Consider the following 19,721-nt stretch of genomic DNA (forward strand, 5'->3'; position numbering starts at 1 on the left):
GCAAGCCGCAGGCTTGTCGCAGGGGTAGCCGTAAAGGCTGTCGGTAAGCACCGAGCGCTCGCCCTGGATTCCCGCCTCTCGCGGGAACGACGCTAAATAGACAAATATACCAATTCACGACAGGGACTTCGGACGAGAGGGGACAGGCACATGGCGATGAAGCGGCTTTGCGCGGGGGCGGCGTTGGCGCTCGCGGTCTGGAGTGTCGGGGGCGCGAGCCCGGCGGCCCGGGCCGAGGACGCGGTCACGGTTGGCGAGATCAATTCCTATTCGGCCCTGCCATCCTTCACCGAGCCCTACCGCAAGGGCTGGCAGTTGGCGCTCGAGGAGGTGAATGCCGCCGGCGGCGTCATGGGCAAGAAGCTCGCGATCGTGTCGCGCGACGACGGCGGCAAGCCGGGCGACGCGGTGACGGCGGCGAACGAGCTCGTCGCGAACGACCATGCGGTGCTGCTGTTCGGCACGTTCTTCTCGAACATCGGCCTCGCCGTGTCCGACTTCGCCAAGCAGAAGAAGGTGTTCTTCCTGGGTGCCGAGCCCTTGACCGACGCTATTACCTGGAGCCAGGGCAACCACTACACATTCCGGCTCCGCCCGTCGAACTACATGCAGGCGGCGATGCTGGCGGAGGAAGCGGCGAAACTGCCGGCCAAGCGCTGGGCGACGGTGGCACCCAACTATGAATACGGCCAGTCGGCCGTCGCCGTGTTCAAGCAGCTTCTGTCGGCGAAGCGCCCCGACATCCAGTGGGTCGGCGAGCAATGGCCGACCCAGGGCAAGATCGACGCGGGTGCCGTGACCCAGGCGCTGGCCGCCGACAATCCGGAGGCGATCCTCAACGTCGAGTTCGGCCCCGACCTCGTCAAGTTCGTGCGCGAGGGCAACACGCGCGGCCTGTTCAAGGGCAAGTCGGTCGTGAGCTTCCTGACCGGCGAGCCCGAGTATCTCGATCCCTTGAAGGACGAGGCGCCTGAGGGCTGGATCGTCACCGGCTATCCTTGGTACGGCATCCACACACCGGAGCATGACGCGTTCCTGAAGGCCTATCAGGCGAAATACAACGAGCCGCCGCGGCTGGGCTCGATCGTGGGCTACAGCTCGGTCAAGACGATCGCGGCGCTCTTGGCCAAGGCCGGCTCGACCGATACGGAGAAGCTGATCGCGACGGCCGAGGGGCTCGGCGTCGCGACGCCGTTCGGCCCGATCACCTTCCGCAAGATCGACCATCAATCGACGCTGGGTGCCTTCGTCGGCAAGACCGCGCTCAAGGACGGCAAGCCGGTCATGGTCGACTTCGCCTACCGCGACGGCGCCAAATACCTGCCGAGCGACGAGGAAGTCGCGAAGCTCCGGCCGAAGGAGTGACATCGCTCCCTCGCCCGCGCGAGCGGGAGAGGGAAGGGGCCCGGCTCCTCGGGGCCGGGAAGGGTGAGGGGGTGCTGCGGCGCAACCCTCACCCGGCTCGCTCGCGCTCGCCACCCTCTCCCGCTTGCGCGGGCGAGGGTTGACGAAGCTGCCGAGGATCTAGCTGAAGCAGGTCTCGATGGGTTTTCTGGTCGCTCAGTTTCTGACGGGTCTCGCCAATGCCGCGTCCTTGTTCCTGGTCGCGGCCGGGCTCTCCATCATCTTCGGCGTCACGCGGATCGTGAATTTCGCCCATGGCGCCTTCTACATGGCCGGCGCCTATGTCGCTTACACGCTGACGGAGCGGCTCGAAGGCGGCTTCGGCTTCTGGGGCGGGCTCGTGCTCGCGGCGCTCGCGGTTGCGGTCGTGGGGGCGCTCGTCGAGATGCTGCTCTTACGCCGGCTCTATCAGGCGCCGGAGCTGTTCCAGCTGCTCGCGACCTTCGGCATGACGCTCATGGTCGAGGACCTGGTCGTGCTCGTCTGGGGGCCGGACGACCTGGTCGGCCGCCGGGCGCCGGGCTTCAAGGGCGCCGTCGAGATCCTGGGCCAGCCGGTGCCGTCCTACGATCTGCTTCTGCTGGTGCTGGGGCCGGTCGTGCTGGGCCTGCTCTGGCTCTTGTTCCACCGCACCCGGTTCGGCGTGCTGGTGCGCGCGGCGACCCAGGACCGCGAGATGGTTGCGTCGCTCGGCGTCAACCAGAAATGGCTCTTCACCGGCGTCTTTGCCTTGGGCGTGGGCCTGGCCGCGTTCGGCGGTGCCGTGCAGCTGCCGCGCGACGCGGTCAATCACGGCATGGACCTGGGCATCATCGTCGAGGCCTTCGTCATCGTGGTGATCGGCGGCCTCGGCTCCCTGCCCGGCGCCTTTGTCGCGGCGGTGATCGTGTCCGAACTCAACGCCTTCGGCATCCTGATCCTGCCGCGCATCTCGCTCGTTCTCGTGTTCCTGGTCATGGCGGTCGTGCTGGTGATCCGGCCCTGGGGCCTGTTCGGCAAGCCGGACGCCGTGCAGCGCGCGCCCGCCGCGACGGCGATTCGGCCATGGCGGCCGCTCGTCCCGCGTGAGCGGGCGGTGCTCGCGGCCCTGGTGGCATTGGCGGCGCTGCTGCCGCTTGGCGCCGGGCCCTATCTCATGACCATTGGCGCCGAGATCCTGATCTTCGCGATCTTCGCGATGAGCCTGCAGTTCCTGATGAGCGGCGGCGGCTTGGCATCCTTCGGCCATGCCGCCTATTTCGGCTTGGGCGCCTATGCCGCGGCCTTCCTCGTCAAGCAGGCCGGCTTCGCGACGCTGGCGGCCGTTGCCGCAGCCCCGCTCGCAGGCCTCGTGGGGGCAGCGCTCTTCGGCTGGTTCTCGGTCCGGCTGGCAGGCGTCTATCTCGCCATGCTGACCCTGGCCTTCGCCCAGATCGTCTGGTCGCTCGCCTTCCAATGGGTGAGCGTCACCGGCGGCGACAACGGCATCCTCGGCGTCTGGCCCGATGCCTGGCTCGCGACACCGGCGCGCTTCTACGAGCTGACCCTGCTGCTCGCGGTCGTGCTGATCGCCCTTCTGCGCCGGGTGCTGCTGTCGCCGTTCGGCTATGCGCTGCGTGCCCTCCGCGACGCGCCGCTGCGCGCCGATTCGCTCGGGCTCGACCGCATGCGCATCCAATGGGCCGCCTTCGTGCTGTCGGGCACGGTCGCGGCGCTGGCCGGTGCGCTCTACGCCGTGCTCAAGGGCAGCGTCTTCCCGGATGTACTCGGCATTCCGCAGTCGATCGACGGGCTGGTCATGGTGCTGCTGGGCGGCGTCGGCACGATCACGGGCGGCGTCGCCGGGGCGCTCGTCTACAAGACGCTGTCGATCTGGCTGATGAGCCAGACCGACTGGTCGAAGCTGGTGCTGGGCGCCGTCATCGTGCTGCTGGTCGTCGCCTGCCCCAAGGGCATCCTGGGATTCATGGGCGACCTGCTGCATCGCCGGCAGCACCCACCGCCCGAGGCGCCACCCGAGGCGCCCGCCGAGCGGGCGGCGGAGGTGCATGATGCTGCTTGAGGTCCAGAACCTGCGCAAAGCGTTCGGCGGCATCGAGGCGGTGCGCGGCGTCGCCTTCGCGCTCGACGCCGGCGAGATCCTGGCGCTCATCGGCCCGAACGGTGCCGGCAAGAGCACCTGCTTCAACATGCTGAACGGCCAGATCCGCCCGGACCAGGGCAGCGTCAAGCTCGACGGGCGCGAGCTCGTGGGATTGACGCCGCGCGCGATCTGGCGCCTGGGCGTCGGCCGCACGTTCCAGATCACCCAGACCTTCGGCTCCATGACCGTGCGCGAGAATGTACAGATGGCGCTGCTGTCCCACGCGCGGGCCATCCATGACGTCTGGCGCTTCGCCGGCCGGCTCGAAGCGGACGAGGCCGACCGGCTCCTCGGCCTCGTCGGCATGGACGATGCCGCGGAGCGGCCGTGCGGCGAGCTCGCCTATGGCGACCTGAAGCGCGTCGAGCTGGCGGTGGCGCTCGCCAACCGACCCAAACTTTTGTTGATGGACGAGCCGACCGCCGGCATGGCGCCCAAGGAACGTGTCGCGCTCATGCGCTTGACGGCACGCATCGCGCGCGACCGCCGCATGGGCGTGCTCTTCACCGAGCACGACATGGACGTGGTGTTCGAGCATGCCGACCGGATCATGGTGCTGAACCGCGGCGCGCTCATCGCCGAGGGCCGGCCGGCCGAGGTCAGGGCGAACGACCAGGTGCGACAGATCTATCTGGGCGAGGGGCGGCTCTATCACGCGGAGGCGGCATCGTGAGCCCGCACGTCGAAGGCCAGCACGTCGAAGGCCAGCACGTCGAAGGCCTGCATGTCGAGGGGCTCAACGCCTTCTACGGACCTGCGCATATTCTCTACGATGTGGCGCTCGACGTCGCGCCGGGCGAGGTCGTGGCGCTCCTCGGCCGCAACGGCGCCGGCAAGTCGACGACCTTCCGCGCCATCGCCGGCCTGGTGCCGGCGCGCCAGGGCCAGGTGCGTTTCGGCGGTGCCGACATCTCGCGGCTGCCGCCGCACGAGATCGCGCGGCGGGGCCTCGGCTACGTGCCGGAGGACCGGCGCATCTTCACCGAGCTCACGGTCGAGGAGAACCTGTCGGTCGGCCGGCAGCGGCCGCGCGCGGGGGCGCCCGCCTGGGAACCGGACAAGCTCTATGCGCTGTTCCCGAACCTGGGCGAGCTGCGCCGGCGCCTGGGTGGGCGGATGAGCGGCGGCGAGCAGCAGATGCTGACCATCGCCCGCACGCTCATGGGCAATCCGTCGCTGGTGCTGCTCGACGAGCCGTCGGAGGGCTTGGCGCCCAAGATCGTCGAGCAGATGGCGGCCGCGATCATCGCCATGAAACGCGAGGGGCTCGCCATGGTGATCTCGGAGCAGAACCTGCATTTCGCGCGCCTCATCTCGGATCGGGCCTATATCATCGAGAAGGGGCGGGTGCGTTTTTCCGGCACGATCGCCGAGATCGACGCCGACCCGGCGATCCGCGATGCCTATCTTGCAGTGTGACGGTTCTCGCGGTGTGATGGGGAACAAGAAAGCAGGCCTGGAGGAAGCATGCCCGTCGATGCGTTCGACACGAAGCAGCGTCGTCGTTCGGAGACCGTCTATCGGCTCGACGATCAGGTCGGCTTCATCCTGCGCCAGGCGGCGCAGCGCCATACATCGATCTTCGTGGCGCTCATGGTCGAGGACCTGACGCCGACCCAGTTTGCAGCCTTGGCCAAGCTCGCCGAGGTCGGCCCGTCGTCGCAGAACAAGCTCGGGCGCTTGACCGCCATGGACGGCGCCACGATCAAGGGCGTCATCGACCGGCTGACCAAGCGCGGCCTGACCGAGACCAGCCCCGACCCGGACGACGGCCGCTTGCTTGTCGTGGCCTTGACCGCCCTCGGCCGCGCCGTCGCCGCCGAAGCCCTCCCAGCCGGCACCAGGATCACCGAGGAGACCCTGGCGCCGCTGACGCCGGAGGAACAGGCGCAGTTTTTGGCGTTGTTGAGGAAGCTTAGGTAGGAACAGCCCTACTGCTGCTGCTTCCAGGTGCCGTCTTGCTGGCGGCAGGCGGTTCCCTGGACACGCTGCTGCTGGCCATCGATCAGGGCCGTGGTGACGTAGCGACGGCAGGGCGTGCCGTCGTTCGACTGATAGGTGTTGGTGGGTGTCACCCAATAGGACGACCCTTGGTCGGGGTTCTGCCAGGCGACGGTCTGCCCGGTCGGGGCATGCTCGAGCGTCTGGTTGACGCAACCCTGGTCGACCGGCTCCATCGACCGGCCGATGGCGCCGCCGGCCAAGGCGCCGCTCAGGACGCCGGCAATCGTCATGACCGTGTGGCCCGAGCCCTTGCCGAACTGGCTGCCGAGCAGGCCGCCGGCGGCACCGCCCAGCGCCGAGCCGATGAGGTTGTTCTGGGACGTGCTGAACACGTTGGCGAGCGACGAGCGATCGCAGGCCCGATTGTCGGTGCCATAGGTCTGGCCCCCGTTGCCCTGACCCCCGTAGCCCTGGCCCCCGTAGCCCTGGGCGAACGCGGACGCGGCCGGCGCAAGGCCGGCGGCCGCGATCATGGCAAGCGCGATGATGGGGGAGCGGAAGCGGATCGCAAGGTTGAAGTGCGGCAAGGAGATCTCCGTGGCGGCTGGAAGGCGCCCTTCTCAGGCGCTTGAGTGGCTCGGGGCGGTCCGATCGGAATGCCGATCAAGCTCGTCCCGCATCACAACGGCCACGGCATACGCCGTATGCCGTAGGATATCTGTGGCAAGTTTGGGCTCGGGCCCGGCGCGTGGGGAGCGCTGCGCTCAGGCGCTTCCCCCCAACGCCCGGATGGCGGCTTCGACGCGGCCGAGCATGCTCTCCTCGCCGCCGCCCATGCCTTCGCCCTCGGCAACCGCCAGATTGAGCGCGTTCAGCTTCCACTGCCGCAGCACCTTGAGCTTGACCTCACGCGACAGCTGAGGGTGCACAACCACTTCCTGCGGCTGCGCGAAGAAGGCCCTGGGATCGACCAGCGCCGCCTCGATGTCGATTTGAACAGGTCCTGGGGTCACTGTTCAATTCCTTCTAGGGAGATCTCCACAATAGCACGATTGACCGCCAACCGCATCCAAGGTCGGAGCCCCGGCGCGCCGGCCTCCTTCGGGCCTACCCCCCAGTTCGCGGCCGCGGCCAAGCTCGCCGAGGTCGGCCCGTCGTCGCCGAAGTCGTCGCAGAACAAGCTCGGGCGCCTGATCGCCCTGGACGGCGCCACGGTCAAGGGCGTCGGTGGCGCGGTCACCTGCGTCATTCGGTCAATCAACGCCAATGCGCCGAAGCGGTGGCATGGGCTTGGTTGCTGCAAGCTGGAATAGGTAGGAAGCGGTCTGTCTGGTTTCCGTTGCCATGAGGCGAAACCGGACACTCAAGATTCCGGTCGGCCCGGCCGGATCTGACCCGAAGCGGCCCATGGCGCGGTGCGATTCGAGCGGTCGGCTCGGGATGAGGAGTTCCGCCGAAAGCTCTGCTTCTCTTGGTGTTGTTTCATTTGACACGCGCTAAGCTGAACCCGCCGGGATGCGCGACAACTGGTTGCGTTCGTTTAATAGGTCGGACTGGTCGCATGACGTATCACGCGCGATATGAAGCAGGCGAATACATTGCGGTCTGGCAGGAGTTGACGGCGCTCGGGGCCTCGGTCCGCGCCCCAGCGCTGATCGAGGATGCCCGAGCGGTCGCCGACGCGACAATGACTCGGGTAGCGGAGAACGTCGATCGCATCATCGATCGGCTAGCAACTCATTCCTATCAGTTCGACGTCTATCCCGATGGCACGGTGCCTGCGGCAACGCTCCGGGCTCATGGTCACCCCGACGCCACCCTGCTGGCCGATGTCCTCGAACTGGAGAAACGGGTGGGGCCGATTCCCCTGTCCCTTTGTGCGTTCTGGCAGGTCGTCGGTACAGTCTCGCTGATTGGCTGCGCGCCAGAAGGCTGGCCAGACTATAGCGATCCATTGTTTGTCTCGCCGCCCGACTATGCTCTACTCGACCTACTTGATTGGGAGCAGAGCGGGAATCCGGACGGCGTCTTCATGTGCCCGCTCGCGCCGGATGTCCTGCACAAGGACAACGTCAGCGGCGGCGCAGCATACGCTATCGCTCTTCCGGACCCAGGTGCCGACGCGACATTTCATGAAGAATGGCGAGGGATCGGTTTCGTACCATATCTACGCGTCGCGATTCTGGAATGGGGCGGTTTCCCGGGCCTTGCGCAGGACAATCCCCAGGACAAGTGGCGTCGCAAGGACCTCTGTGCCCCGACGCCGCCCTGGTTCGGCGAACTGACCCTGGATCTCCTGCCTTTCTAGGATAACGGTTTTTCGGCCACTGGGGCGACCTGCCGGTCCGGGCGCATGGCTGCTGGATCGACGGGGGCTCGATCGGCAGCGCGTGCACCCCGTTCAGCGAACTGCCGCTGTTGGCGTACCTTGGTCGCGCGCGGCCTGTCCCCAAATGTCCGCCTTCGGCGCGCAGCTGCGGGCGCAGGAATGACAACAGTGGGTCGTGAGCAGTCAGGAGAAAGCGGCCCGCTCCCGTCCTTCCACCCCGCCGCTATCATCTCTCCTCAATCGGCATCCCCAGCACCGCCTCGCCCAAACTGCCTGATTCGTCCTTGAGGCCGACACCCGAAAGGCCGCGGCGGCGCATTTCGCGCAGGAGATAGGCGAGCTTGAACGCCGCGTCCGGATAGCCGACCCCTTCGGGCCGGATGTTCGAGATGCAGTTGCGGTCGGCATCGGTGGTGGCGGGCGTGGGCCGCCAGGTGACGTAGGCGCCGAGGCTGTCCGGGGCCGACAGGCCCGGCCGCTCGCCGATCAGCATGACGACGGCCGCGGCGCCGAGGGCGGCCGCCACCGCGTCGCCGATCGCGACGCGGCCTTGGCTCACGAGCACGAGCGGCGCCAGGCGCCAATGTTCGGCTGCGAGCGCCGGCAGCAGCGCGCCGAGCAGCGGTGCCGCATGCCGCTCGATCGCCTGGGCCGAGAGCCCGTCCGCCACGGTGATCACCAGATCGGCGGTGCCGGCATGAGACGCCAATGTCTCGCGCGCCGCCGGGGCCAACTGCCGGCCGAGATCGGGCCGCATCAGATAGGTCGGCCGGTCCGGTGCTGCACTCTCGACCGTCAGCACCGGCATGCCGAAGCCAGCGAATGCCGCCGTAAGTGCCCGGAAATCGGCGGCCTGGTGGACGGCGTCGCGGGCGCGGGCGTGGGCCAGGCGGAACTCCAGGAGCGGCGGCGTGGCGAGCGAGGCGCCGCTGCGGGCGAGCCCGATGCGCGCGGTCGTGAGCGTGCGCAGCTTCGACCAGGTAACACTGGCTGAGGCGTCACCGGGGGTGGCCGGCGGTTTCGCGCGGCTCATCGGTCAGGCCGCCGGCAGGAGCTGGCGTAGCCGCTCCGGCAGGTCGCGCGGGCGGACATGGCCGGCCTTGTCGAGCAGGCCTTGCCCGTCGAGCCAGGCCTCGAACTCCGGCGCCGGCCGGCGGCCCAACAGGTCGCGCATGGCAAGCGCGTCGTGGAACGACGTGCTCTGGTAGCCCAGCATGACGTCGTCGGCACCGGGCACGCCCATGATGAAATTGACGCCCGCCGCGGTCAGCAGGGTCAGGAGCATGTCCATGTCGTCCTGGTCGGCCTCGGCATGGTTCGTGTAGCAGACGTCGCAGCCCATCGGCAGGCCCAGGAGCTTGCCGCAGAAATGGTCCTCAAGCCCGGCGCGGATGATCTCCTTGCCGTCATAGAGATATTCCGGGCCGATGAAACCCACGACCGTATTGACGAGCAGCGGCTGGAAGGCGCGGGCGACCGCATAGGCGCGCGCCTCGAGCGTCTGCTGGTCGACGCCATGATGCGCATTGGCCGACAGCGCCGAGCCCTGGCCGGTCTCGAAGTACATGACATTGTCGCCGACCGTGCCGCGCCGGAGCGAGAGTGCGGCGTCACGCGCCTCGGCGAGCAGCGCCAGATCGATGCCGAAGCTGCGGTTCGCGGCCTCCGTGCCGGCGATCGACTGGAACACGAGGTCGACCGGGGCCCCGGCGCGCATGAGCTCGAGCGTGGTCGTGACATGGGTCAGGACGCAGCTCTGCGTCGGGATGTCGAGCTTCTGCCGGATCTCGTCCAGGAGCCTGAGCAGCGAGAGGATATGGCTCGGGCTGTCCGTCGCCGGGTTGATGCCGATGGTGGCATCGCCCGAGCCCAGCAGCAGCCCGTCGAGGATGCTGGCGGCGATGCCGCGCGGATCGTCGCTCGGATGGTTCGGCTGCAGCCGGGTCGAAAGGCGGCCCGCGAGCCCGATCGTGTTGCGGAAGCGCGTCACCACCTGGCATTTCGCCGCGATCACCATCAGGTCCTGCACGCGGGCGAGCTTGGCGACGGCGGCGGCCATTTCGGGCGTGATGCCGGGCGCGATCGTCGCCAGCACCTCGGGCGTCGCTGTATCCGACAGGAGCCAGTCGCGGAAGCCGCCGACCGTCAGATGGGCGATCGGCGTGAAGGCGGCGGCGTCGTGGCTGTCGATGATGAGGCGCGAGACCTCGTCGGCCTCGTAGGGAATGACCAGGTCTTCGAGGAAAGTCTTGAGCGGCAGATCGGCGAGCGCGAACTGGGCCGCGACCCGCGTCTCGGCCGTGGGGGCGGCCAGGCCCGCGAGCCGGTCGCCGCTGCGCGCCGGCGTTGCGTGCGCCAGGAGTTGGGCCAGGCTGTCGAACACATGGCGCTCGCCGCCGACGATTGCCGCATACATGGCGGATCGCGTCTCCCTTTAGGTGGCCGGGCTCAGGTGACCGGGGCGGTCCGGCGCCGGGTCGTGCGCCGGCGCGCCCAGGCCATGGCCAGGAACAGTGCGACGCTCAGGCCGGTGACCATGGTCGAGACCGCCGCGATGGTCGGGTTGATCGAGAATTGCATGCTGAGCCACATCTTGACCGGCATGGTAGTGGCACCCGGGCTCGCGAGGAACAGCGCGATCACGATCTCGTCGAACGAGACCATGAAGGCGAAGAGTGCCCCCGCCATGACACCTGGCCGGATGATCGGCAGGGTGACCCGGAAGAAGATGGTGAGCGGCCCCGCGCCCAAGGTCCGCGCCGCCCGCTCGAGCGTCACCGGATAGCCCTGCAGGCTCGCATGCACGTTCACCAGCACGAACGGAAAGGCGAGGATCGTCTGGCCCAGCACGATCGCGGCCCAGGAGCCCACGAGATGCAGGGTGCTGAAGTAGAAATAGAGTGCGAGCGCCAGGACCACGACCGGCACCATCAGCGGCGACAGCATGAGGCCGAACACGAGCGACTTGCCGCGGAAGCGCAGGCGGCTCAAGGCAAGCGCCGCCGCCGTGCCGAGCGGCACCGCCAGGATCGTGACGGCGATGGCGATCACGAAGCTCATGCGCGCAGCATCCAGCCAGTCGGGGCTCGCCCAGAAATTCTGGTACCAGCGCAGCGACAGGTTGCGCGGCGGGAAATGCAGGTACTGATCGCCGTTGAACGACAGCGGCACGATGATCAGCGTCGGGATGACGAGGAAGCCCATGACCGTGCGGGCGCACCAGGCGACCCAGGTCGAGGTTTGGGCAAGGCGGCGTGCGCTCATGATCTGCCTCTCACGAGCCGGCCGGCACGAGCTGGTCCAGCCGGGCGAAGCGGCTGTAGATGACCAGCAGGATGCCGGTGATGACGATCAGGATGAGCGACAGCACGGCGGCCATGTCCCAGTCGCCGAGCGTGAACACCTCCTGCTGGATCAGCACGCCGATCATGGTCTGGCTGCGCCCGCCCATGAGCGCCGGCGTCACGAAATATCCGAGACCCATGATGAACACGAGCAAGCTCGCGGCCGACAGGCCCGGCAGGCTCAGCGGGAAGAACACGCGCCAGAACGCGCGGGTCGGGCTCGCCCCCAGCACCTGCGCCGTCAGGATCAGCCGCGGCTTGATGCCGACCATGACGCCATACATGGTGATGATGGCATAGGGCAGCAGGATCTGGCCCATGCCGACCACCGTGCCGAACGCGTTGAACATGAGATGCACCGGCGCCTCCGTGACGCCGGCGCCCATCAGCGCCGAATTGACGATGCCGCTGTCCTGCAGCAGCGCGATCCAGGCGTAGGTCCGCACAAGCAGGCTGGTCAGCAGCGGGAACATCACCAAGAGCAGGTATTTGCCCGCCCGTTCGGCCGGCAGGCGCGACAGGAAATAGGCGGTCGGATAACCCAGCAGGATGGCGATCGCCGTCACTTCGAGCGAGACCTTGAACGTGATCATGAGCACGCGCTCGACACCCTCGTCGGTGAGCGCGTCCCAGAGCGTCGACCAACCCTGACCGAGGCTCGACTGAAAAGGCGTCCCCAAGGTCAGCGCGATCGGCACGACATAGACCACGAGGAGATAGAGCACGGCTGGCAAGATCAGCCAGCTGATGGTCGGTCTCATGGCCTCTCTCCTCTTGGGATCGGTCAGCGGGTGAGCCAGCTGCTGAACTGGCGGTAGCTGCTCTTCATGTTCGGCGTCCACCAGCCCATGTCGACGACGAGCGCGTGGGTCAGGTTCTCCTGGGTCGGCATGTTCTTGGCCATCGCCGGGTCGATCTGGCTGAACGCCTGGTTATTCACCGGCACCAGCGCGATGGCGTTGGCGATCTTCGCCTGCACGTCGGGGCGCATGGCATAGGCGATGAGTTTCATCGCGTTGGCCGCATGCGGGGCACCCTTCAGCACGGTGTAGTAGTCGTGATGGATCAGCGCCCCGTCCCAGACGAAGCCGATCGGCTGGCCGTCCTTGATCGCGGCCACGACCCGGTTGTTCCAGGCAATGCCGAGGCAGGCGGTGCCTTCGGCCACGAGCTGGACCGACTGGGCGCCGGTATCCCAGAAATTGACGATCGACGGCTGGATCTTGTCGAGCTGCTTGTAGGCGAGCTTCAGGTCGACCGGATAGACTTTGGCCGGCTCGACGCCGCTCGACATCACGGCCATCTCGAGATCGTCGACCGGCACGTTGCGCATGGTCCGCCGGCAGGAATAGGTCTCGGTGTTCCACCACTCCGCCCAGGAGCGCGGCGGCTTCGTGACCTGCTTCGTGTTGTAGGTCATGACCGTGCCGTAGGTGTATGAGGCGACCGCGTCGTCGGTCGCGGCCCCCGGCGTCAGGTCCGCCTTCGGAATGACCTTCCAGTCGAGCGGCAGCAGCAGATGGTCGGCCTCGGCCTGGGTCACGTCCTGGTCGGACGCCATGAACACGTCCCAGGCGATGTTGCCCGACTTCGCCATGGCCTCGGCCTTGCCGATGGTCGAGGTGTCGTCGGCCGTCACATGGATCCCCGTCTCCTTGGAGAACGGGTCGAACAGGACCTTGGTCAGCACCTCCTGGATCGACCCGCCCCAGGACGCCACGACGACTTCATTGTCGGCGGCGGTGGCCGGGCCGGCCAAGGACAGAGTCAAGGCGCCGGCCGCAAGGCCCAGAACGGTGCCGGCAGGCCGGCGGGAAAGGCGATGGCGTTTCGTCATGATGCTTCTCCGTCCAATGTCCGAGAGGTGCTGAGTTCAGGGTTCAAGAGGCGAGCAGGACCATGTCCTCGGCGGCCCAGCCGAGCATGACCGGCTCGCCGTCGCGGCCGGGCGGGCTCTTGCCCGGGCTGCGCAGGATCACGCTCTGGCCGCCACCCGCGAGCTCGACGCGCACGGAGCAGATCTCGCCGCGATAGATCGTCTCGCGGATCGTGCCCGGCAGTGCCACACCGTCGGTTCCGGCGCCGTGGTCGGGCAGGATGCGGATATGCTCCGGCCGGACCACGGCGGTGATGCCGGCCGATGCCGGCAGCTCCCGTTCCGACGGCACCTCGATCTGGGCCTGCTCCAGGAGCGCCACGTCATAGAGGTAGCCGCCGCCGCCGTTGCGCCGCGCCAGCACGCGCGCCGGCAGGAAGTTCGATTCACCGACGAAGCCCGCGACAAAGGCCGAGGCCGGCCGTTCGTAAATCTCCGTCGGCGTGCCGACCTGCACGATCTCGCCTTCGTTGAAGACGCAGATGCGGTCGGACATGGTCAGGGCCTCACCCTGGTCGTGCGTGACATAGAGCGTGGTGATGCCGAGTTCCTTCTGGATGTGCTTGATCTCGATCTGCATGCGGTCGCGCAGCATCCGGTCGAGTGCCCCCAGCGGCTCGTCCATCAGCAGGATCGACGGCCGGTAGACCACGGCACGGGCGATCGAGACGCGCTGCTGCTGCCCGCCGCTCATCTGGGCCGGAAAGCGCCGGGCGAATTTCGCGAGCCCGACCATCTCCAGCGCCTCGCCCACCTGCCGGGTGATCTCGGCCCGCGGCACGCCGCGCATTTCGAGCGGAAAGGCGATGTTCTCCTCGACCGTCAGGTGCGGGAACAGCGAGTAGTCCTGGAACACCATGCCGATGTTGCGCTTCTCCGGCGCCACATGGGTGATGTCCCGGCCGGCGACCTCGATGCGCCCCTCGGTCGGTTCGACAAAGCCCGCGACCATCGACAGCGTGGTCGTCTTGCCGGAGCCGCTCGGTCCGAGGAACGTCACGAACTCGCCGGCGGCAATGTCGAGCGAGACCTGCCGCACGCCGATCGCACCGGATCCGTAGGATTTCTGCACGTCGATCAAGCGCAAGTAGCTCACGGCGCCATCCCTGTTGGTCGATAGATCGCCGCCCTGGCTTGCCGAAGTGCCATGCCGAGGCGGCTCGTTTGCGACGATGTCTTTCGCGTTAATCGCGCCCATGATTGCATGACAATCTGTTGGATAAGACGATCTTGTATGACCGTACAATTGGCTCAGTCGTACTGTCAACAGGAAAGAGCGGGTCAGCCATGCGTTTTCCATGGCGATAGGATTTTCGAATAACTAGTTGATTTATAACAATACAACCAAGATTGATCGCGGCGAACCACCTCTGCAAGCGAATTGCGACGTAAACGACGCCACCAGTCAAACAGGCTTGCTCCGTACATTGTCTGAGCATACAAAGGAGAAGGAATCGAGACAGGATCTGCCGTGGATACCGAGCCTTCATCCTTTCTGGCGAGTTTGCGGTTTGCTCCAGACGAGCAGCCGATCTATCGCCAGCTGGTCGACGCGATCGCGGAGCGGATTGCCAATGGGGAGCTGCTCGCGGGCGAGCGATTGCCGCCGCAGCGCGAGATCGCCCGTGCTCTCAATATCAACCTGACGACGGTGACGCGGGCGCTCTCCGTGCTGCAGCAGCGCGGCCTGGTCGAGGGCCGTCCCGGGCGCGGCACCGTGGTCGCCGCCAAGCGCGGCGGCGAGGAACAGTCGTTCCGCTCGGCGCCGACCGACGAGAGCGGTCTGATCGATCTGTCGGTCAATCGGCCGGCGACCTCGGCCTATCCGGAAGCGCTGGCCAAGATCCTGCCGCGCCTGCCCAGGGACAAACGCTTTCCAACGCTCCAGGATTATCAGACGCCCGAGGGGCCGCTCTGGGCGCGCAGTGCCGCGGCCGCCTGGCTGGCGCCGATCGCCGGCGACGGCGATCCGGGTCGGGTGTTGCTGACCGACGGCGCGCAGCATGCGCTCGCCTGCGTGCTGGCCGCGGTGACCCAGCCGGGCGACCTGATGCTGGCTGACGCCATCACCTACCAGGGCATGAAGGCGCTCTGCCAGTCGCGCGGCGTCGAGCTGCGCGGGCTGCCGATGGATCGCCAAGGCATGCTGCCCGACGCGTTCGAGCATGCCTGCGCCCACGGCCGGCCGCGCGCGGTCTTCCTGGTGCCGAGCCTGCACAACCCCACGACCGTGACGCTGCCCCTGGAACGGCGCGAAGCGATCATCAAGACGGCGCGCCAGCACAATGTCCTGATCATCGAAGATGACGTCTACGGCCCGCTGCTCGACGAGCGGCTGCCGTCGTTCGCCACACTCGAGCCGGAGCTGACAATCCATGTCAGCGGCTTCTCGAAATGCGTGGCGCCCGGCTTGCGCATGGGCTTCCTGGCCTCGCCCCGGGCGCTCATGATGAAGATCGCGGCGGCGCTCAGGACCGATTGCTGGTGCATCAGCCCGCTCTCGGCGCTCGTCGGCACCCTGCTGCTCGAGGAAGGCCTGATCGACGACCTGATCACGCAGCAGAAGGACGAACTACGCCTCCGTCAGGAACTGGTGCGGACGGTGCTGGGCCGCTTCGACGTCCAGACGCACGACACTTCGACCCACGCCTGGCTGCATCTGCCGGAGCCGTGGCGTGGCCCGCTGTTCGTGCGCGTCTCTCATCGCGAGGGAGTCGGCGTGCTCGGCGGCGATGCCTTCGCGGTCGGCCGCCAAGCCGTGCCGGACGCGGTGCGCATCAACGTGGCGGCCGCCCGCTCGCGTGAGGATCTGCGCCGGGGGCTCGAGATCCTGGCCGGCCTCATGGGATCCGGCCAGCTCCACTTGAACGACGTCGCCTGAGCGATCCATGGAGAACGAGCGGTCCAAGGTCGAGGTCGCGGTCGTCGGGGCCGGCATCATCGGGCTTGCGATAGCATGGCGCCTCGCCGCCGAGGGCCGCGAGGTTCTGCTGATCGATGCCGAGACGTGCCCGCTGCCCGCCTCGGCCGGCAATGCTGGAACGATCGCCGCCTACAACAATGCGCCGGTCGGCTCGCCGGGCGTGCTGCGCAGCCTGCCGCATCTGCTGACCCATGCCGACAGCCCGTTCACCATGCGCTGGGCGGGGCTGCCGGCGCTCACCCCTTGGCTTCTCCGCTTCCTCCGCGAATGCCTGCCGGCGCGCGCCCGGGCCAATGCAGCGGCCCTGGCCTCGTTGCTGCACGATTCGCTCGAGGCCTGGCACGAGCTTGCCGATGCGACCGGGACCGCCGATCTGTTGCGGCGGAATGGGGCGCTCTACGTGTTCCCGAGCGAGGCGGCCTTTGCCGGCGCCGCCTGGCCGCGCGAGCAACGGGCGGCCGCCGGCATCCGCCAGCAGATCGTCGGTCCCCGGGAGATCACCGCGCTCGAACCCGCCCTTCAGGCTCCGACCGGACCGGGCATCTTCTTCCCGGAGGCGACCCATATCGTCGAGCCTGCGGAACTGCTGCGGCGGCTGCGCCTCGCGGTCACCTCGGCCGGCGTGCGGCTCGTGACGGGCAGGGTCGATCGCCTCGAGCGCGGGGCGCCGTCGATCCTGCTCGCGGGCCCCGGTCTCGCGGTCGAGGCTGACCGCGTCGTCATCGCGGCCGGCGCCTGGTCGCGGACGCTCGCGCGCCAGGCCGGCGACGCCGTGCCGCTCGACACCGAACGCGGCTATCACGTCGAATATGCGCTGGCGACGCCGCCCTTCTCGCGGCCGGTCTGCCCGATCCAGTTCGGTGTCTATGTAACGCCGATGGCGGGCCGGCTCCGCGCGGCCGGCACGGTCGAGCTGGGCGGTCTTGCGCGACCGCCCGACCCCCGCCGTCCGGCGCTGCTCGACCGGGCAGCCCGCAGTCTGCTGCCGGACCTGCCACCGCCGACATCCCACTGGATGGGGTTTCGGCCGTCCTTGCCGGACTCGCTGCCGGTCATCGGCCGGGCGCGCGGCGAGCCCCGGGTGGTCCATGCCTTCGGTCATGGTCATCTGGGACTGACGCTCGCCGCCGTCACTGCGCGGCATGTGGCGGATCTCTTAAGCGACCGCGAGCCCGCGGCGGTGCTTAGGGCGTTTTCTCCGCAGCGCTTCTAGGGGCGGCCAGAGGGTCGACACATGGCGCCAGGCGCACGAATAAGCTGCAAATGATGCGCGTTCCGCCATGAGAGGCAAGGGACTAGGTCTGAGGCCGCTCCGTTTCCGGAGCTGCCAGAAAGGGAGTTCCTGTTGAAGCCGATCATGGAAGCGCGAGATGAAGCGGCCGCTGAACGGGTGACGCTGGCGCCCGCGGTCCGCTGGGCGCTCGTCAGCCTGTCCCTGTCCATGCTGATGCCGTCGCTCGACACCAGCATCGCCAACGTCGGCCTGCCGACGCTGGCTCAAGCATTTGCCGCTTCCTTCCAGGAAGTTCAGTGGATCGTGCTCGCTTATCTTCTCGCCATCACTACGCTGATCGTCAGCGTCGGGCGGCTCGGCGACCTTGTCGGCCGTCGGCGGTTGCTGCTGGCCGGCATCGGTCTGTTCACGGCGGCCTCCGTCATCTGCGGTCTGGCGCCAACGCTCTGGCTGCTGATCGCTGCGCGGGCGGCACAGGGCCTTGGTGCCGCCATCATGATGGCGCTGACGGTCGCCATGGTCGGTACCACGGTTCCGAAGGCGCGGACCGGCAGCGCCATGGGGCTGCTGGGCACAATGTCCGCAATCGGCACCGCGCTTGGGCCCTCGCTCGGCGGCGTGCTGATCGCCGGGTTCGGCTGGCGGACGATCTTTCTCGTCAATGTGCCGCTGGGCATCCTCAATTTTCTGCTCGCGCAGCGCCATCTGCCCGCTGATCGTCGGGAACCGAACGCCGAGCGGGCCGGCTTCGACACGATCGGCACGGTGCTCCTCGCGCTGACGCTTGCGGCCTATGCCCTCGCCATGACGATCGGGCGCGGCCGCTTCGGTCCGCTCAACATGGCGCTGCTGCTGGCCGCCGTGCTCGGCGGCGGCCTCTTTGTCCTCGCCGAGGCGAGGGCCGCCTCGCCGTTGCTCCGCCTGGCCATGTTCCGCAACCCGACGCTGGGCGTGTGCCTCATCATGGGGACGCTCGTCGCGACGGTGATGATGGCGACGCTGGTGGTCGGACCATTCTACCTCTCGCGGGCGCTGGGCTTGAGCGAGGCCCTCGTCGGCATCACGATGTCGATCGGCCCGACGATCTCCACGCTGAGCGGTGTTCTCGCCGGTCGTCTGGTCGACCGTCTGGGCGCGCCGCTCGTCATCATCATCGGCCTCGTCGAGATGGCGGCCGGCGCCTTTGCCCTGTCCGTGTTTCCGGCGATGTTCGGCATTGCGGGCTACATTGGTGCCATCCTCATCCTGACGCCCGGCTACCAGCTGTTCCAGGCGGCCAACAACACGGCCGTCATGATGGACGTGAGCCCGGGCGAGCGGGGCGTCGTGTCCGGCATGCTCAGTCTGTCGCGCAACCTCGGGCTCACCACGGGCGCTGCCGTCATGGGCACGGTATTTGCGCTGGCATCGGCGACGACGGACGTCACGGCGGCACCGCCCGAGGGCGTCGCCGCCGGCCTGCGAGTCACGTTCGCCGTCGCGGCGCTGCTGATCGTGGCCGCTCTCGCCGCTGCGGTCGCGCGCCATGTCCTCGCGGCGCGCCGTTTGCTCCCGGACGACGCTGCGTTGTGACTCAGCCCCCGGACTCAGCTCCCGGGACTCAGCCCTCTGGCGATGAACGGGCGAGTTGCTCCGTGCAAGCATCGCGGACGCATCCGCGCAGCCAGCGATGCACCGGATCGGCATCGAGCCGCGGATGCCAGAGCAACGAAATCGTGAGTTCCGGCACGACGACCGGCAGGGGGAAGCTGACCATGCCGGTGCGCAGGCCGTCCGTGTGCCGCTCGGGGACCGTGGCGATGAGGTCGGAGGCCCGCGCGAGCGCCAGCGCGGTCGAAAAGCCGCCGACGATCGTCGCGATGTTCCGCTCCAGCCCGAGCGTCGCCAAGGCTTCGTCGATCGGTCCTCGGTCGAGGCCTCGTCGCGAGACGTAGATGTGTTGCCCGTGCGCATAACGGGTGGGCGTGATCTCACCTTGGCCGAGCGGGTGCGCCGGCCGGACGACGCCGATGAAACGGTCCTGGAACAATGCTTGCGCACGCACTTCCGGGCTCATCGTGTCCCCGACGACGCCGGTTTCCAGATCGACCATGCCGTCGCGCAGCGGCGTGCTGTCCTTGTCCGGCTTCTGCACGAAGCGCAGTCGCACGCCGGGTGCTTCCCGGCCGACACGGGCAATGAGCTCCGGTCCGAAAGTCTCGACGAAGCCCTCGCTCGTCCGGAGCGTGAAGGTGCGAACGAGCTCTTGAAGACTGGGTTGGGCGGCCGGGCGCAGCGCCGCTTCGCCGTCCTGCACGAGTTGCCCGACGCGCTCGCGAAGCTCGAGCGCCCGGGGTGTGGGGACGAGGCCGCGTCCGGCCCTGACCAGCAGTGGATCACCCGTTGTCTCGCGCAATCGTGCCAGCGCCCGGCTCATCGCCGACGGGCTGAGCCGCAGCCTTCGGGCCGCGCGCGCGACGCTGCCTTCCGCGAGCAGCACATCAAGCGTGACGAGCAGGTTGAGGTCAGGGCGCGACATGCCGCGACCGTAGCACAGCCTGATCCT

General features: G+C 67.9%; 19 protein-coding genes. 10 read left to right on the top strand and 9 right to left on the bottom strand.

Annotation, left to right across the window (positions count from 1 at the left end; all coding sequences use genetic code 11):
* Positions 1-150 precede the first annotated feature (150 nt).
* The 5 genes from IEY58_RS14310 to IEY58_RS14330 all read left to right on the top strand — a co-directional run bounded on the left by IEY58_RS14310 (position 151) and on the right by IEY58_RS14330 (position 5,449).
* Positions 151-1,365, top strand: a complete 1,215-nt coding sequence (locus IEY58_RS14310; RefSeq protein ID WP_229743726.1) for an ABC transporter substrate-binding protein — start codon at positions 151-153, stop codon at positions 1,363-1,365.
* Positions 1,366-1,543: 178 nt separating this feature from the next.
* Positions 1,544-3,445 (top strand): ABC transporter permease, encoded by a 1,902-nt coding sequence (locus tag IEY58_RS14315; protein ID WP_189046879.1) that lies wholly within the window; start codon positions 1,544-1,546, stop codon positions 3,443-3,445.
* Positions 3,432-4,199, top strand: a complete 768-nt coding sequence (locus IEY58_RS14320) for an ABC transporter ATP-binding protein (protein ID WP_189046881.1) — start codon at positions 3,432-3,434, stop codon at positions 4,197-4,199. The genes IEY58_RS14315 and IEY58_RS14320 overlap by 14 nt, the downstream gene beginning before the upstream one ends.
* A complete protein-coding gene (locus IEY58_RS14325; RefSeq protein ID WP_229743727.1) occupies positions 4,196-4,945 on the top strand; it encodes an ABC transporter ATP-binding protein in 750 nt (249 codons plus the stop codon). Before IEY58_RS14320 ends, IEY58_RS14325 begins: the two co-directional genes overlap by 4 nt.
* Before the next feature lie 48 nt (positions 4,946-4,993).
* Complete coding sequence (locus IEY58_RS14330; RefSeq protein ID WP_189046883.1) at positions 4,994-5,449, top strand: MarR family winged helix-turn-helix transcriptional regulator; 456 nt, start codon at positions 4,994-4,996, stop codon at positions 5,447-5,449.
* Positions 5,450-5,457: 8 nt separating this feature from the next.
* On the opposite strand, the gene IEY58_RS14335 is transcribed toward IEY58_RS14330, so the two are convergent.
* Positions 5,458-6,057, bottom strand: a complete 600-nt coding sequence (locus IEY58_RS14335) for an RT0821/Lpp0805 family surface protein (RefSeq protein ID WP_189046885.1) — start codon at positions 6,055-6,057, stop codon at positions 5,458-5,460.
* Positions 6,058-6,234: 177 nt separating this feature from the next.
* Positions 6,235-6,483, bottom strand: coding sequence for a hypothetical protein (locus IEY58_RS14340; RefSeq protein WP_189046887.1), 249 nt, complete (start codon positions 6,481-6,483; stop codon positions 6,235-6,237).
* A 39-nt stretch (positions 6,484-6,522) separates the two neighbouring features.
* Here IEY58_RS14340 and IEY58_RS14345 point away from each other — a divergent pair, with 39 nt between their 5' ends.
* The gene (locus tag IEY58_RS14345; RefSeq protein WP_189047388.1) at positions 6,523-6,783 is read left to right on the top strand and encodes a hypothetical protein; all 261 of its coding nucleotides are present in this window, start codon (positions 6,523-6,525) and stop codon (positions 6,781-6,783) included.
* Positions 6,784-7,031: 248 nt separating this feature from the next.
* Entirely contained in the window at positions 7,032-7,778 is a 747-nt protein-coding gene (locus tag IEY58_RS14350) for a hypothetical protein (protein ID WP_189046889.1), read from the top strand.
* Between the two features lie 247 nt (positions 7,779-8,025).
* Here the strand turns inward: IEY58_RS14350 and eutC are convergent, their stop codons facing one another.
* The 6 genes from eutC to IEY58_RS14380 are packed head-to-tail and all read right to left on the bottom strand — an operon-like array spanning position 8,026 to position 14,115.
* Complete coding sequence (gene eutC, locus IEY58_RS14355; RefSeq protein WP_189046890.1) at positions 8,026-8,832, bottom strand: ethanolamine ammonia-lyase subunit EutC; 807 nt, start codon at positions 8,830-8,832, stop codon at positions 8,026-8,028.
* A gap of 3 nt (positions 8,833-8,835) precedes the next feature.
* Complete coding sequence (locus IEY58_RS14360; RefSeq protein ID WP_189046892.1) at positions 8,836-10,215, bottom strand: ethanolamine ammonia-lyase subunit EutB; 1,380 nt, start codon at positions 10,213-10,215, stop codon at positions 8,836-8,838.
* A 32-nt stretch (positions 10,216-10,247) separates the two neighbouring features.
* Entirely contained in the window at positions 10,248-11,063 is an 816-nt protein-coding gene (locus IEY58_RS14365; RefSeq protein ID WP_189046894.1) for an ABC transporter permease, read from the bottom strand.
* A 10-nt stretch (positions 11,064-11,073) separates the two neighbouring features.
* Positions 11,074-11,904 (bottom strand): ABC transporter permease, encoded by an 831-nt coding sequence (locus tag IEY58_RS14370; protein ID WP_189046896.1) that lies wholly within the window; start codon positions 11,902-11,904, stop codon positions 11,074-11,076.
* A gap of 23 nt (positions 11,905-11,927) precedes the next feature.
* Positions 11,928-12,980: an ABC transporter substrate-binding protein gene (locus IEY58_RS14375; protein WP_189046898.1), complete on the bottom strand. Its 1,053-nt coding sequence runs from the start codon at positions 12,978-12,980 to the stop codon at positions 11,928-11,930.
* A 43-nt stretch (positions 12,981-13,023) separates the two neighbouring features.
* Positions 13,024-14,115, bottom strand: a complete 1,092-nt coding sequence (locus IEY58_RS14380; protein ID WP_229743728.1) for an ABC transporter ATP-binding protein — start codon at positions 14,113-14,115, stop codon at positions 13,024-13,026.
* A 375-nt stretch (positions 14,116-14,490) separates the two neighbouring features.
* On the opposite strand from IEY58_RS14380, the gene IEY58_RS14385 reads away from it, so the two are divergent.
* The 3 genes from IEY58_RS14385 (at position 14,491) to IEY58_RS14395 (ending at position 18,748) form a co-directional block, all read left to right on the top strand.
* Positions 14,491-15,900 (top strand): aminotransferase-like domain-containing protein, encoded by a 1,410-nt coding sequence (locus IEY58_RS14385; protein ID WP_229743729.1) that lies wholly within the window; start codon positions 14,491-14,493, stop codon positions 15,898-15,900.
* A gap of 7 nt (positions 15,901-15,907) precedes the next feature.
* Positions 15,908-17,155, top strand: a complete 1,248-nt coding sequence (locus IEY58_RS14390; RefSeq protein ID WP_189046902.1) for an NAD(P)/FAD-dependent oxidoreductase — start codon at positions 15,908-15,910, stop codon at positions 17,153-17,155.
* A 132-nt stretch (positions 17,156-17,287) separates the two neighbouring features.
* On the top strand, positions 17,288-18,748 hold the full coding sequence (locus tag IEY58_RS14395) for an MFS transporter (RefSeq protein WP_229743730.1): 1,461 nt from the start codon (positions 17,288-17,290) through the stop codon (positions 18,746-18,748).
* A gap of 28 nt (positions 18,749-18,776) precedes the next feature.
* On the opposite strand, the gene IEY58_RS14400 is transcribed toward IEY58_RS14395, so the two are convergent.
* Entirely contained in the window at positions 18,777-19,694 is a 918-nt protein-coding gene (locus IEY58_RS14400) for a LysR family transcriptional regulator (protein WP_189046904.1), read from the bottom strand.
* Positions 19,695-19,721: the final 27 nt, after the last annotated feature.

Source organism: Aliidongia dinghuensis (assembly GCF_014643535.1).
Taxonomy (GTDB): domain Bacteria; phylum Pseudomonadota; class Alphaproteobacteria; order ATCC43930; family CGMCC-115725; genus Aliidongia; species Aliidongia dinghuensis.